Origin of the sequence: Siminovitchia sp. FSL H7-0308 (genome assembly GCF_037980985.1) — a bacterium.
Lineage (GTDB): Bacteria > Bacillota > Bacilli > Bacillales > Bacillaceae_C > Siminovitchia > Siminovitchia thermophila.
Genome location: NZ_CP150282.1, coordinates 2,983,110 through 2,997,754, shown reverse-complemented (window position 1 = coordinate 2,997,754; position 14,645 = coordinate 2,983,110). Strand labels below are relative to the sequence as shown.

The 14,645-nt window shown below is 46.7% G+C and carries 11 protein-coding genes, 2 rRNA genes and 1 riboswitch; all 13 genes read left to right on the top strand.

Going from position 1 to position 14,645, the window contains the following annotated elements; genetic code table 11:
• The first annotated feature begins 451 nt into the window (after positions 1-451).
• Positions 452-3,382, top strand: a 23S ribosomal RNA gene (locus MHB50_RS14240).
• A 183-nt stretch (positions 3,383-3,565) separates the two neighbouring features.
• Positions 3,566-3,681 (top strand): 5S ribosomal RNA (gene rrf / locus MHB50_RS14235).
• A gap of 467 nt (positions 3,682-4,148) precedes the next feature.
• A complete protein-coding gene (locus MHB50_RS14230; protein ID WP_077110070.1) occupies positions 4,149-4,691 on the top strand; it encodes a DUF5698 domain-containing protein in 543 nt (180 codons plus the stop codon).
• On the top strand, positions 4,688-4,885 hold the full coding sequence (locus MHB50_RS14225; protein ID WP_339164415.1) for an NETI motif-containing protein: 198 nt from the start codon (positions 4,688-4,690) through the stop codon (positions 4,883-4,885). Before MHB50_RS14230 ends, MHB50_RS14225 begins: the two co-directional genes overlap by 4 nt.
• A 70-nt stretch (positions 4,886-4,955) precedes the next feature.
• A riboswitch (purine riboswitch) is annotated at positions 4,956-5,056 on the top strand.
• A gap of 273 nt (positions 5,057-5,329) precedes the next feature.
• The gene (gene purE / locus MHB50_RS14220; protein ID WP_077110014.1) at positions 5,330-5,818 is read left to right on the top strand and encodes a 5-(carboxyamino)imidazole ribonucleotide mutase; all 489 of its coding nucleotides are present in this window, start codon (positions 5,330-5,332) and stop codon (positions 5,816-5,818) included.
• Positions 5,805-6,938, top strand: coding sequence for a 5-(carboxyamino)imidazole ribonucleotide synthase (gene purK, locus MHB50_RS14215; protein ID WP_340083983.1), 1,134 nt, complete (start codon positions 5,805-5,807; stop codon positions 6,936-6,938). The genes purE and purK overlap by 14 nt, the downstream gene beginning before the upstream one ends.
• A gap of 28 nt (positions 6,939-6,966) precedes the next feature.
• The gene (purB, locus tag MHB50_RS14210) at positions 6,967-8,265 is read left to right on the top strand and encodes an adenylosuccinate lyase (RefSeq protein WP_340083982.1); all 1,299 of its coding nucleotides are present in this window, start codon (positions 6,967-6,969) and stop codon (positions 8,263-8,265) included.
• A gap of 15 nt (positions 8,266-8,280) precedes the next feature.
• Positions 8,281-8,535, top strand: coding sequence for a phosphoribosylformylglycinamidine synthase subunit PurS (gene purS / locus MHB50_RS14205; RefSeq protein WP_340083980.1), 255 nt, complete (start codon positions 8,281-8,283; stop codon positions 8,533-8,535).
• Positions 8,532-9,218 (top strand): phosphoribosylformylglycinamidine synthase subunit PurQ, encoded by a 687-nt coding sequence (gene purQ / locus MHB50_RS14200; RefSeq protein WP_077110017.1) that lies wholly within the window; start codon positions 8,532-8,534, stop codon positions 9,216-9,218. Before purS ends, purQ begins: the two co-directional genes overlap by 4 nt.
• Positions 9,202-11,430, top strand: a complete 2,229-nt coding sequence (gene purL, locus MHB50_RS14195; RefSeq protein ID WP_340083979.1) for a phosphoribosylformylglycinamidine synthase subunit PurL — start codon at positions 9,202-9,204, stop codon at positions 11,428-11,430. The genes purQ and purL overlap by 17 nt, the downstream gene beginning before the upstream one ends.
• Positions 11,431-11,480: 50 nt before the next feature.
• Positions 11,481-12,821, top strand: coding sequence for an amidophosphoribosyltransferase (purF, locus tag MHB50_RS14190; protein WP_216352196.1), 1,341 nt, complete (start codon positions 11,481-11,483; stop codon positions 12,819-12,821).
• A 202-nt stretch (positions 12,822-13,023) separates the two neighbouring features.
• Positions 13,024-14,067: a phosphoribosylformylglycinamidine cyclo-ligase gene (gene purM, locus MHB50_RS14185; protein WP_077110020.1), complete on the top strand. Its 1,044-nt coding sequence runs from the start codon at positions 13,024-13,026 to the stop codon at positions 14,065-14,067.
• Positions 14,064-14,627 carry a phosphoribosylglycinamide formyltransferase gene (gene purN / locus MHB50_RS14180; RefSeq protein ID WP_077110021.1) on the top strand — a complete coding sequence of 188 codons (564 nt, stop codon included), beginning with the start codon at positions 14,064-14,066 and terminating at the stop codon, positions 14,625-14,627. The genes purM and purN overlap by 4 nt, the downstream gene beginning before the upstream one ends.
• Positions 14,628-14,645: the final 18 nt, after the last annotated feature.

The window sequence follows — 14,645 nt, the reverse complement described above, 5'->3', positions numbered from 1 at the left end:
AACATTGACGCTTTCGTTTCGTTTAGTTTTGAGAGGTCAAACAACTCTCAAAACATGTGCTCACTTGCGGCACAGCGTGTTCGAGGAACTTCACCTCGTCGCAAAGCTGCATGAAGCATAGGCGCTGATCAATCACATGACGTGATGGAAGTCAGCAGCTTCGTTCTTTGAAAACCGGATAACATGAGAAGAAACAAACCGAGAATCGTTCACTTTATGGATGATCCATTATGGAGCAACCATAAGAAGTGTAAAACCTTTAGGTTAGGCGAAAAGAAGCAAGCAGTTCGAAAAAACGAGCGTTGCTTATTTTTGAGCAAAAACCAAAGGGCAACGAGAAGCGAGAAGATCAAGGAAGCGACCGAATGAGCACCAGAGCGCACTACGAGTGCGTGATGACGTGAATGAGGGAGCTGACACAGAGATTCGATGCTAATCGTTGACCGAAAAAGATTAAGTTAATAAGGGCGCACGGTGAATGCCTTGGCACTAGGAGCCGATGAAGGACGGGACGAACACCGATATGCTTCGGGGAGCTGTAAGCAAGCTGATCCGGAGATTTCCGAATGGGGAAACCCACTGCCAATAATGAGGCAGTATCCATTTCTGAATCCATAGGGAATGGAAGGCATACCCGGGGAACTGAAACATCTAAGTACCCGGAGGAAGAGAAAGAAAAATCGATTCCCCCAGTAGCGGCGAGCGAAACGGGAAGAGCCCAAACCGAAAGGCTTGCCTTTCGGGGTTGTAGGACACTCAAAGTGGAGTGACAAAGGAACGGCGTAGACGAAGCGGCCTGGAAAGGCCGGCCAAAGAAGGTAACAGCCCTGTAGTTGAAACGTCGTTCCCTCCCGAGTGGATCCTGAGTACGGCGGGACACGAGAAATCCCGTCGGAATCCGGGAGGACCATCTCCCAAGGCTAAATACTCCCTAGTGACCGATAGTGAACCAGTACCGTGAGGGAAAGGTGAAAAGCACCCCGGGAGGGGAGTGAAATAGAACCTGAAACCGTGTGCCTACAAGTAGTCAGAGCACAATAAGTGTGATGGCGTGCCTTTTGTAGAATGAACCGGCGAGTTGCGATTTCATGCAAGGTTAAGTTGAAAAGACGGAGCCGCAGCGAAAGCGAGTCTGAATAGGGCGCAAGAGTATGAGGTCGCAGACCCGAAACCAGGTGATCTACCCATGTCCAGGGTGAAGGTCAGGTAACACTGACTGGAGGCCCGAACCCACGTATGTTGAAAAATGCGGGGATGAGGTGTGGGTAGGGGTGAAATTCCAATCGAACCTGGAGATAGCTGGTTCTCTCCGAAATAGCTTTAGGGCTAGCCTCAAGGTGAGAGTATTGGAGGTAGAGCACTGTTTGGACGAGGGGCCCTCATCGGGTTACCGACTTCAGACAAACTCCGAATGCCAAATACTTATCCTTGGGAGTCAGACTGCGAGTGATAAGATCCGTAGTCGAGAGGGAAACAACCCAGACCACCAGCTAAGGTCCCCAAGTATACGTTAAGTGGAAAAGGATGTGGAGTTGCTTAGACAACCAGGATGTTGGCTTAGAAGCAGCCACCATTCAAAGAGTGCGTAATAGCTCACTGGTCGAGTGACTCTGCGCCGAAAATGTACCGGGGCTAAACGTATCACCGAAGCTGTGGATTGCAATAGCAATGGTAGGAGAGCGTTCCAAGCGCGGCGAAGTCGTCTTGAAAGAGGCGGTGGAGTGCTTGGAAGTGAGAATGCCGGTATGAGTAGCGAAAGAAGGGTGAGAATCCCTTCCACCGAAAGCCTAAGGTTTCCTGAGGAAGGCTCGTCCGCTCAGGGTAAGTCGGGACCTAAGCCGAGGCCGAAAGGCGTAGGCGATGGATAACAGGTTGAGATTCCTGTACCGCCTCATTGCCGTTTGAGTGATGGAGGGACGCAGGAGGATAAGGCAAGCGCGCAGCTGGAAAAGCGCGTCCAAGCAGTAAGGCCGGTAAGTAGGCAAATCCGCTTACCGTGTAGGCTGAGCTGTGATGGCGAGGGAAAAAAAGTACCGAAGTTCCTGATTCCACACTGCCGAGAAAAGCTTCTAGCGAGGCAATAGGCGCCCGTACCGCAAACCGACACAGGTAGGCGAGGAGAGAATCCTAAGGTGAGCGAGAGAACTCTCGTTAAGGAACTCGGCAAAATGACCCCGTAACTTCGGGAGAAGGGGTGCTTTTTAGGGTGAATAGCCCTGAGAAGCCGCAGTGAATAGGCCCAGGCGACTGTTTAGCAAAAACACAGGTCTCTGCGAAGCCGCAAGGCGAAGTATAGGGGCTGACGCCTGCCCGGTGCTGGAAGGTTAAGAGGAGAGGTCAGCTTAGGCGAAGCTTCGAATTGAAGCCCCAGTAAACGGCGGCCGTAACTATAACGGTCCTAAGGTAGCGAAATTCCTTGTCGGGTAAGTTCCGACCCGCACGAAAGGCGCAACGATCTGGGCACTGTCTCAACGAGAGACTCGGTGAAATTATAGTACCTGTGAAGATGCAGGTTACCCGCGACAGGACGGAAAGACCCCGTGGAGCTTTACTGTAGCTTGATATTGACTGTCTGTGCAGCTTGTACAGGATAGGTAGGAGCCATGGAAACGGGAGCGCCAGCTTCCGTGGAGGCAACGGTGGGATACTACCCTGGCTGTATGGACCGTCTAACCCGCGACCCTGATCGGGTTGGGAGACAGTGTCAGGCAGGCAGTTTGACTGGGGCGGTCGCCTCCTAAAAGGTAACGGAGGCGCCCAAAGGTTCCCTCAGAATGGTTGGAAATCATTCGCAGAGTGTAAAGGCAGAAGGGAGCTTGACTGCGAGACCTACAAGTCGAGCAGGGACGAAAGTCGGGCTTAGTGATCCGGTGGTTCCGCATGGAAGGGCCATCGCTCAACGGATAAAAGCTACCCCGGGGATAACAGGCTTATCTCCCCCAAGAGTTCACATCGACGGGGAGGTTTGGCACCTCGATGTCGGCTCATCGCATCCTGGGGCTGTAGTCGGTCCCAAGGGTTGGGCTGTTCGCCCATTAAAGCGGTACGCGAGCTGGGTTCAGAACGTCGTGAGACAGTTCGGTCCCTATCCGTCGCGGGCGCAGGAAATTTGAGAGGAGCTGTCCTTAGTACGAGAGGACCGGGATGGACGCACCGCTGGTGTACCAGTTGTCTCGCCAGAGGCATAGCTGGGTAGCTATGTGCGGAAGGGATAAGTGCTGAAAGCATCTAAGCATGAAGCCCCCCTCAAGATGAGATTTCCCATTGTCTGGCTTGCCAGGCAACGTAAGATCCCTGAAAGATGATCAGGTAGATAGGTCCGGTGTGGAAGTGTGGCGACACATGGAGCTGACGGATACTAATCGATCGAGGACTTAATCAAATATAAAAAGCGCAGGACGCTTGTCCATCACTGGAGCTTCTGGCGGAAAAGTCAATCGACTTTGCCAGAAGAAGCGAAGTGACGCAAAGCGATAGCGTCCGGAGCTGGATTGAACAAAAACGATTCTCGGACTTCTTCTCATGTATCCTGGTTTTGAGAGAATGAATCTCACAACAACATATGTCTGGTGACGATAGCGAAGAGGCAACACCCGTTCCCATCCCGAACACGGAAGTTAAGTTCTTCAGCGCCGATGGTAATGAGGGGCTTCCCCTTGTGAGAGCAGGACGTTGCCGGGCAAACAGGACATCCATATTAATGGATGTCTTATTTTAGTTTATTTAAAAAGTATTGAAAGATATAAAGAAACTCAATGTAAGCGAGGATCAGAAGGACCAAGAAGATCGAGGAATCAAGGGAGAGAGACTCGCAATGGGCAATGCCCATGAGAATCGAGCGAGTGCAGATGACGAAGAGATTCGCCGGTCATCATGATCCGCAGCCCGAACACGGAAGTTAAGTTCGCGCGCCGATGGTAATGAGGGGCTTCCCCTTGTGAGAGCAGGACGTTGCCGGGCAAACAGGACATCCATATCAATGGGTGTCTTTTTTAGTTTTTTAAAAAAAGTATTGAAAAGAAATCAATGTAAGCGAGGAGAATCAGTATGTTTTTTTACATATTGCTCTCGGCATATATTACATGTAAAATCGATTTTACGACCCATTATAATTGCTACAAGATTTAAGGGAGAAGGGAGTGGGCGCCATGCTTGAAAATGGATTCATGATGTTGGCTATTATTTTAGTTATAAATATTGTTTACGTATCTTTTTTCACGATTCGCATGATCCTGACTTTAAAAGGTTACCGCTATTTGGCCGCCGGTATTAGTGTTATTGAAATACTCGTGTATGTGGTGGGCTTAGGTTTGGTGCTTGATAACTTAAACAAAGTTCAAAATTTACTTGCCTATGCTGCAGGATATGGGATCGGGATTATTGTTGGATCAAAAATTGAAGAAAAGCTTGCGCTCGGATACATAACCGTTAATGTGATTACAAAAGAATATGATCGAGATTTGCCCAAACTACTCCGTGAGCAAGGCTACGGCGTGACGAGTTGGGCGGCGCAGGGTCTTGAAGGAGACAGAATGGCGATTCAAGTACTGACGCCAAGGAAATATGAATTAAAATTGTATCAGCAAATTAAGGAGTTAGATCCCAAAGCATTCATTATTGCCTATGAGCCGAAGGCCATTCATGGGGGATTTTGGGTGAAAACGGTCAAGAGAGGAAAGCTGGAGAAATGACCAAACAAAAGAAGAAGTTTTTTGTGGAGGAACATGAAACGATTGATGACTGCCTGGCCCGAATGGAACGGGAAGGATATAGGCCGGTGCGCCGGCTGGAAAAGCCGGTCTTTATGGAGGGGAAAGGTAATGGCGATTCTGAATATAAGCCCGTTTTGCAGAAAATTATTTTTGAGGGAGAGAAGATGTCCTGAATCCGAACATTATACAAAAAAGTTTAATTATTGTTCGATTATTGTTTGACATCCATTCGTCCGATTGTTAAGATGAATATGTAAAAAGCCTCGTATATCATGGGAATAAGGCCCATAAGTTTCTACCCAATTACCGTAAATAATTGGACTATGAGGAAAGTGGAATTTGGGAAGCATTTGAGATGCTTTTTTCAAATGCATAAGGTACTCCCGGATCAACTGCTTTCTATTCCAGAAAAGTAGTGATCCGGTTTTTTTATTCCGCTTTAACTGGCAATAAGACCTTAACTTCAAGAATGTTAGATCATAGGAGAATGGCAAGCGGGGGAACAACTGCCAGTAAAAGCCCGATTGGTTCAACCAACAATCAGTAGGAATGGAAGAAAAATCCCGCTGATTGAAGTTTCACTTTTATTTTATAAAATAGACGGAGGGTTTGATTGAATGAAAGCCGAAGTCGGAATTATTATGGGCAGTACATCCGATTGGGAAACGATGAAGCACGCCTGCGATATTTTGGATGAATTGGAAATACCGTATGAAAAAAAAGTCGTTTCTGCACATCGGACACCTGATTTGATGTTTGAGTATGCTGAAACCGCGAAGAAGCGCGGCTTGAAGGTCATTATTGCCGGAGCGGGCGGTGCGGCTCATTTACCGGGGATGGTGGCGGCCAAGACGGTGCTTCCGGTCATTGGTGTACCGGTAGAATCGAAGGCGTTAAAAGGGATGGACTCTTTGTTATCCATCGTTCAAATGCCGGGTGGTGTACCAGTAGCAACCGTTGCCATAGGAAAAGCTGGAGCAACGAATGCAGGGTTATTGGCAGCCCAAATACTTGGAACTATGAATGATGATATTTATGAAAAATTGGTAAATAGAAGGAATGTATTAAAAGAAAAAGTAATGGAAAGCAGTGATGAGCTTGTTTAGGGGTTTTATTGAACCGGGAAAAACCATCGGCATTATCGGCGGAGGACAACTTGGCCGGATGATGGCTATGTCGGCTAAAGCGGCGGGATACCGTATTGCCGTTGTAGAGCCGACGAGAGATTCACCTACAGGACAAGTAGCTGATGACGAAATTGTGGCATCATATGATGACCGACAAGCTCTGGAAAAGTTGGCCGCCATTAGTGATGTTATTACGTATGAATTTGAAAACGTCGACTATGAAGCGCTGAAATGGCTTACTGAGAAGACTTATGTTCCCCAGGGAGCAGAGATCATCAAAGTGACGCAAGACCGGATTCTGGAAAAACGAGCATTGACAGAGGCAGGGGTGGATGTCGCTCCTTTTGCCGTGATCGAAACGGAAGAAGATTTGAATAAGGAGCTCCGAACGATCGGCTTTCCTTCTGTTTTAAAGACGTCACGCGGAGGCTATGACGGAAAAGGACAGTATGTACTCCGAAAGGAAGAAGATATTGCCGCTGCAGCTGAGTTGTTGAAAAGTGGTCCGTGTGTGCTGGAATCATGGATTCCGTTTGACAAAGAAATATCCATGATTATTACCAAAAGTACAACCGGAGAGCTTGAATGTTTTCCGATAGGAGAAAATGTTCATGTGAACAACATTTTGCATGAAACGATTGTTCCTGCAAGAATTTCCGAAGCAGTAGAAGAACAGGCGGTCCTACTTGCCGAAAAAATTGCTCGGCATCTTGATCTTGTCGGGACGCTGGCAATTGAGATGTTTTTAACGAAAGATGGGGCGTTATACGTAAATGAATTGGCGCCACGTCCACACAATTCCGGCCATTATACGATTGAAGCATGCAATATTTCACAGTTTGCCCAGCATATTCGGGCTGTTTGCGGGTGGCCATTATTAAAGCCAAGGCTTTTGGAACAGGCTGTCATGATCAATATTCTCGGGCAGCATGTGGAAGGCGTGGTCAAGCAGATTCCAAACCAGCCTCATTGGAATGTTCATTTATACGGAAAAGCAGAAGCAAAAGTGAACCGGAAAATGGGTCATATTACCGTGCTTTCCGATGATTTGGACGATACATTGGCAGCATTTGAGAACAGTGGCATATGGAAAAAATGATGTAAGGAAAAGTGAGGTACTTCAAATTATGATTGAACGTTACACAAGGCCTGAAATGGGAGCGGTATGGAAAGAGGAGAACCGCTACAATGCTTGGCTGGAAGTGGAAATACTTGCTTGTGAAGCATGGGCAGAACTTGGGGAGATTCCCAGGGAAGACGTGAAAAAAATTCGGGAAAAGGCTTCTTTTGATGTTGCCCGAATCAAAGAGATTGAGAAAGAAACAAGGCATGATGTCGTTGCTTTTACAAGGGCCGTGTCGGAAACATTAGGGGAAGAACGGAAATGGATTCACTACGGTTTAACATCAACGGATGTTGTGGACACAGCTCTTTCTTATTTGTTAAAACAGGCGAATAGTCTTATTGTAAAAGACTTGGAAAATATGATTTCCATTATCAAGGAAAAAGCGATTGAACATAAAGATACTGTTATGATGGGACGGACACACGGAGTTCATGCCGAGCCGACAACGTTCGGATTAAAGCTCGCATTATGGTATGAGGAAATGAAGCGGAATCTGGAACGATTTCAAGCGGCAGCAAAAGGAGTCGAGTTTGGCAAAATTTCTGGAGCTGTCGGCACCTACGCCAACATTGATCCATTTGTCGAGCAGTATGTTTGTGAAAAACTTGGTCTTCAGCCGGCGCCGATTTCTACGCAAACGTTGCAGCGTGACAGGCACGCCCATTACATGAGTGTCCTTGCTTTAATCGCCACGTCGATTGAAAAGTTTGCCATTGAAATCCGCGGTTTGCAAAAAAGCGAGACACGGGAAGTGGAAGAATTTTTCGCAAAGGGACAAAAAGGATCTTCCGCTATGCCGCATAAACGGAATCCGATCGCTTCCGAGAATATGACGGGAATGGCAAGGGTCATTCGCGGTTACATGATGACTGCGTATGAAAATGTCCCGCTTTGGCATGAAAGGGATATTTCCCACTCTTCTGCGGAACGAATCATTTTGCCAGATGCGACGATTGCCTTGAACTACATGTTAAACCGCTTCGGCAATGTTGTGAAAAATTTGACGGTTTACCCGGAAAATATGAAAAGGAACATGGAGAAAACACTCGGCTTAATTTTTTCACAGCAAGTGTTGCTTGCGCTAATTGAAAAGGGTCTTTCCCGTGAAGAAGCGTACGATACAGTTCAGCCAAAAGCGATGGAAGCCTGGGAAAAACAAGTTTCTTTTAAAAAGTTGATTGCCGAAGATGAGAAAGTGCAAAAGCTGCTTGGACATGAGGAAATAGACGCTTGCTTTGATCCCCAATATCATTTAAAGCATGTTGATGCCATTTTTGAAAAACTTGGCTTGCGCCAGTGAAAGGAGAAATGAAAGATGTATAAAGTGAAGATATTCGTAACGTTGAGGGAAAGTGTTATTGACCCTGCAGGGGACGCTGCCATGAAAGAACTAAAAAGATCGGAATTTCCAGAAGTGGAAAGCTTACGCATTGGCAAATATATAGAAGTGACAATGGCTAAAACGGATAAAAACGTAGAAGAAGCTGTACATGATATGTGCCGCAACTTGCTGGTCAACACGGAAGTGGAAGACTACCGGTTTGAAATCGAGGAGGTTGTTGCAGAGTGAAAATAGCCATTGTCGTTTTTCCGGGCACGACCTGTGAAACAGACACATTCGAAGCAGCTGGACAAGTTTCGGGTGTCAAGGCAACTTACGTATCTCACGATGAGACGGACCTTGATTCATTCGACGCCATTCTCCTTCCGGGAGGAGCGGCGTATGGAGACGCCATTCGTCCGGGAGCCATTGCCAAAAGACAGCCTGTCATGGGGGCAGTGAAGAAAGCGGCTGAAGCCGGAAAGCCAGTTGTCGGCATTGGGAACGGTTTTCAAATTTTGCTTGAAGCAGGTCTTCTTCCCGGCACGGTATTGCAAAACGAAACCTTGAAATTTGTTTGCAAGCAGATGGAATTATTCGTTCAAAATAGTGATACATGTTTTACTTCTTTATATGAGGACGGAGAAAAAATCAAAATGCCCATTGCCCATAAAGTGGGCAGGTACTTTTGTGATGAAGCTATCTATAAACAATTAAAGGAAAATAATCAAATTATCTTCACTTATACATCTGAAAATCCGAATGGCAGCATTGGGGGCATAGCCGGAATTACAAACGAACGTCGTAATGTCCTTGGCTTGATGCCGCATCCGGAACGAGCGATCGATACGCTTTTGGGAAGCACGGATGGCGTCAAATTGTTTCAATCTATTGAAAGAAACTGGAGGGAGTCACATGCCGCAAACGCTTGAACCTAGTCCGCAACAAATCAAGGAAGAAAAAATATACCGAGAAATGGGATTGACAGATGAAGAGTTTGAGCGGGCGGAGAAAATGCTCGGGAGAACCCCGAATTATACGGAAACCGGACTTTTTTCCGTCATGTGGTCCGAACATTGCAGCTATAAAAGTTCCAAACCAGTTTTAAAAAGATTCCCCACGGAAGGCAAGCAAGTCCTTCAGGGGCCGGGTGAAGGCGCCGGAATCGTCGATATTGGCGATAACCAAGCGGTTGTATTTAAAATTGAAAGCCACAATTCTCCTTCTGCGATTGAACCGTACGAGGGTGCTGCAACAGGTGTGGGAGGCATTGTGCGTGACGTCTTCTCCATGGGAGCACGCCCGATTGCGGCGATGAATTCCTTGCGCTTTGGCGAATTGAGTTCTTCAAGGGTTCGCTATTTGCTTGAACAGGCTGTTGCCGGAATTGCTGATTACGGCAACACGCTCGGAGTTCCAACTGTCGGCGGTGAAATTCAGTTTGACCCGTCCTACGAGAGCAACCCGCTCGTCAATGCGATGGTTGTAGGTTTGTTGAATCACGAAGACATGCAAAAAGGCCAAGCCAAAGGCGTGGGCAACACGGTCATGTATGTTGGTTCCAAAACAGGACGCGACGGTATTCACGGAGCGACATTCTCCTCTTCGGAATTGTCGGAGGCGGAAGATGAAGAGCGGGCCGCGGTCCAAGCCGGCGATCCGTTTACCGAGAAACTGCTCATGGATGCCTGTTTGGAGCTCATTCATTCGGATGCGTTGATCGGTATTCAGGATATGGGGGCGGCCGGACTGACCAGTTCCTCTGCCGAAATGGCAAGTAAAGCAGGATATGGCGTTGAAATGGACTTGGATCTTGTTCCACAGCGGGAAGAGAATATGACACCTTATGAAATGATGTTGTCAGAGTCCCAGGAGCGGATGTTGATCGTTATTAAAAAAGGCCGTGAGCAGGAGATTATTGATTTATTTGCAAAATATGACCTTGAAGCTGTGTCCATTGGACATGTTACTGATGATAAAATGCTTCGTCTTTTCCATAAGGGAGCAGTTGTGGCTGAAGTTCCTGCCGATGCTTTGGCGGAAGATGCGCCCGTGTATCATAAAAAGGCCGAGGAACCAGCTTATTATCGTGAATTCCAGTCAATGGAGCAGGATGTTATTCACATAACAGATTATCAGGAAACGTTGCTCAAACTTTTGGAACAACCAACAATTGCGAGCAAGCAGTGGGTGTATGAACAATTTGACCATCAAGTCGGATTAAATACAGTTGTAACGCCAGGATCTGATGCGGCAGTCGTTAGAATTCCGGGCAAGAATAAAGCCATTGCCATTTCAACGGACTGTAATTCCCGATACATTTATTTGGACCCGGAAACAGGCGGGAAAATTGCAGTTGCCGAGGCGGCGCGCAACGTCGTTTGCTCGGGTGCGGAACCGCTCGCCATTACCGATGGTTTGAACTTCGGGAGCCCGGATAAACCGGAAATTTTTTGGCAAATAGAAAAGTCTGCAGAAGGAATCAGTGCCGCTTGCCGCGCCTTGAACAGTCCAGTTATTAGTGGAAACGTCTCCCTGTACAATGAGAAAGGAGGAAAAGCGATTTACCCGACACCCATCATCGGTATGGTCGGCTTGATCTCTGATCTTAATCATGTTACGACACAATCTTTCAAAGCAAAAGGCGACTTAGTCTACATGATTGGGGAAACAAAGCAGGAATTTGGAGGAAGCGAGCTGCAAAAAATGGTTCGCGGCGACATTTCCGGAAAAGCGCCTGAGATTGACTTAGATAAAGAAGTGAGAAGACAGAAACAATTACTTGAAGCCATCAGGAGCGGACTTGTATCATCTGCTCATGACATCTCTGAAGGCGGAGCGGCTGTTGCACTAGCAGAATGTTTATTTGAAACGGATGGACTTGGTGCAGAAATCACATTACCAGGTGATGAAACAACCGTTTTATTCTCGGAAACACAGTCACGTTTTATCGTGTCGGTGAAAAAAGAAAATCAAGCAGCGTTCGAACAAGCAGTTGAAGATGCGCAATTCATTGGTGAAGTTACCGGCAATGAAGAACTTGTCATTCAAAATGAGAACAAAGAACTTTTAATCAAAATCAACAGCAAATCGTTGGAAGAAGCATGGAAAAAAGCAATTCCGCGTTTGCTGAATAAAGTTTAAATGAGGAATGCGGCGTGTTTGGAATATGGGGACATCCCGATGCGACAAGAATGACATATTATGGATTGCACAGTTTGCAGCATAGAGGGCAAGAAGGAGTCGGCATCGTAACTACAGATGGGGAACGCCTGCAAGGCATCAAGGGAGAAGGACTTCTGAACGAAGTGTTCGACGAGAAAAAACTTGATAGCCTGAAGGGCATCGGAGCTATTGGCCATGTTCGCTATGGAGGAAAAAAGGGGATTGAAAATATTCAGCCCCTTCTATTCCACTCATCTAGCGGAAGCCTTGCGCTTGCACAAAATGGAAACTTAATCAATGCCAATGATTTAAAACATCAATTGGAAATGCAGGGAAGTATTTTTCAAACGAATACAGACACGGAAGTTTTGGCTCATCTTATAAAACGAAGCGGCTATTTGGCGCAGGAAGATAAGGTGAAAAATGCCCTTTCGATGGTAAAAGGCGCGTATTCTTTTATGATGTTAACGGAAAAGGAATTAATTATTGCCCAGGATCCGAATGGCCTCCGTCCCCTTTCGATCGGAAAAGTCGGTGATGCCTATTGCGTTGCGGCTGAAACCTGCGCCTATGATTTAATCGGAGCAGAGTATATCCGTGATGTCGAACCTGGCGAGCTCATTATTATTGATCGCGATGGGATTCATGAAGAGCGCTTTTCCTTGTCTGCCACCCATGCGATGTGTACGATGGAATACGTCTATTTTTCCCGGCCGGACAGTGATATTGGCGGAATCAATATCCATACGGCAAGAAAGAATTTGGGGAAACAGCTGGCTCTTGAAGTGAATGTCCAAGGGGATGTTGTAACGGGAGTGCCGGATTCCAGCATTTCGGCAGCGATCGGCTTTGCGGAAACGGCCGGTATTCCTTATGAACTGGGTCTGATCAAAAACCGGTATGTTGGAAGGACATTTATTAAGCCGACTCAGGAACTTCGCGAGCAGGGTGTCAAAATGAAGCTTTCCCCCGTTCGGAAAGTTGTTGAAGGCAAGCGGGTGATTATGGTGGACGACTCGATCGTTCGGGGAACGACGAGCAAGCGGATCGTCAGAATGTTAAAACAAGCAGGAGCAAAAGAAGTCCATGTTTGCATTAGCTCGCCGCCGATGACAAACCCTTGTTTTTACGGGATTGACGTATCCACACACGAAGAGCTCATTGCAGCGAACCATTCAATGGAAGAGATCCGCGAAATCATCGAAGCCGACTCACTGACTTTTTTAAGTGTGGAAGGTATGCTGAAAGCAATTGGCAGAAGCGAAAATATGGGGAAAAATTGCGGTCAGTGTATGGCCTGCTTTACTGGAGAATATCCAACGGAAATTTATCCGGACACACCATTGCCATATGAAAAAGAGATGAAATAAAGTGAAACTTCAATCAGTAGGCGTTTTCTTCCCTCTCCTACTGAATGTTAGTTGAACGAATCGGGCATGTAGGTGCCGTTTTCTCCCACTTAGATCTTTTGTATCAACTCAGGTCTTGAAGTGGTGTATATGGCATCTTAAAAATAGGCATCGGGGACTTGCGGGCGGCTGTTTTTAAAATGTGTAATAGGAGGCAATAACGATGGCTGACGCCTATCGAAAAGCGGGAGTTAACATTGAAGCCGGATATGAGGCTGTAGAAAAAATTAAGAAACATGTAAAGCGGACAGAAAGGCTTGGTGTGATGGGACAGTTAGGCGGTTTTGGCGGTGCTTTCGATTTATCGCAATTACATTTGAAAGAGCCTGTTCTTGTTTCAGGAACAGATGGTGTTGGAACGAAGCTGAAGCTTGCCTTTATGATGGATCGCCACGATACGATCGGTATTGACTGCGTGGCCATGTGTGTAAATGATGTCGTTGTCCAAGGTGCTGAGCCGCTTTATTTTCTTGATTATATTGCATGTGGAAAAGCGGTGCCCGATAAGATTGAACAAATCGTAAAAGGCATTGCAGATGGCTGCGAATTAGCAGGTTGTGCGTTGATTGGCGGAGAAACCGCGGAAATGCCCGGTTTATACAAAGAGAATGAGTATGACTTAGCCGGCTTTACCGTGGGCGCTTGTGAAAAATCGGCGTTGATAACTGGAGAGCGGATTGGAGAAGGGGATGTACTCATTGGCTTGGCGTCAAGCGGCATCCATAGTAACGGCTATTCTTTAGTGAGAAAAATATTTTTCGAAGATCAATCCTTTACGGTGGATGACCAATTGCCTGAATTGGACGGAACCCTTGGGGCTGAGCTGTTAAAACCGACAAAAATTTATGTAAAGCAAGTTGTTGCGGCTCTTCAGCAGTTTGAAATAAAAGGAATGGCCCACATTACCGGTGGGGGCTTTATCGAAAATATCCCGAGAATGCTTCCAAAAGGGATGGGGGCAGAAATGAACATCGGCTCTTGGCCCATCCTGCCCATTTTCCATGCGCTTGAAAAATATGGAAAGCTCACGAAAGAAGAAATGTTTAACATTTTCAATATGGGGATCGGATTTGTTTTGGCAGTTCATGAAGACGATGCGGAAAGTGCGGTTCATTTTTTGAGCGAGCAAGGGGAAAAAGCCTACATTATTGGCAAAGTTGTCAAAGGAGAAGGCGTCCAGTTTCAAGATGCGGAGGCGTCATCGTGAAAAATATAGCCGTTTTTGCTTCTGGAAACGGAAGCAACTTCCAAGCAATTGTTGATGCGATTGAAGCGGGAATCCTTCATGTGAACGTAAGTCTGCTTGTTTGCGACAAGCCGGGAGCATTTGTGATAGAAAGGGCGGAGAAGGCGGGTGTTCCCGTTTATTCGTTTGCTCCGAAAGAGTTTTCATCCAAAACGGCATTTGAACAGGCAATCCATGAGCAACTGGAAAATTATGGTGTTGATTACATCGTTTTGGCTGGCTATATGCGCTTAATTGGCCCATTTTTACTTGAAAAATATCCTGGAAGAATCATAAATATTCATCCATCGCTGCTGCCGGCATTTCCGGGAAAAGACGCGATCGGCCAAGCCGTCTCGGCAGGGGTGAAAGTAACAGGAGTAACGATTCACTTTGTCGATGAAGGGATGGATACAGGCCCGATTATTGCCCAGCGCGCCATCGAAATTGCTGATGGAGAAACGGAGCAAGAAGTGGCGGAAAAAATCCATGCGGTCGAACATGTATTTTATCCCGAAACGCTTGAAAAGCTGTTAAATTAAATTTTTGGAAGGTGCTGT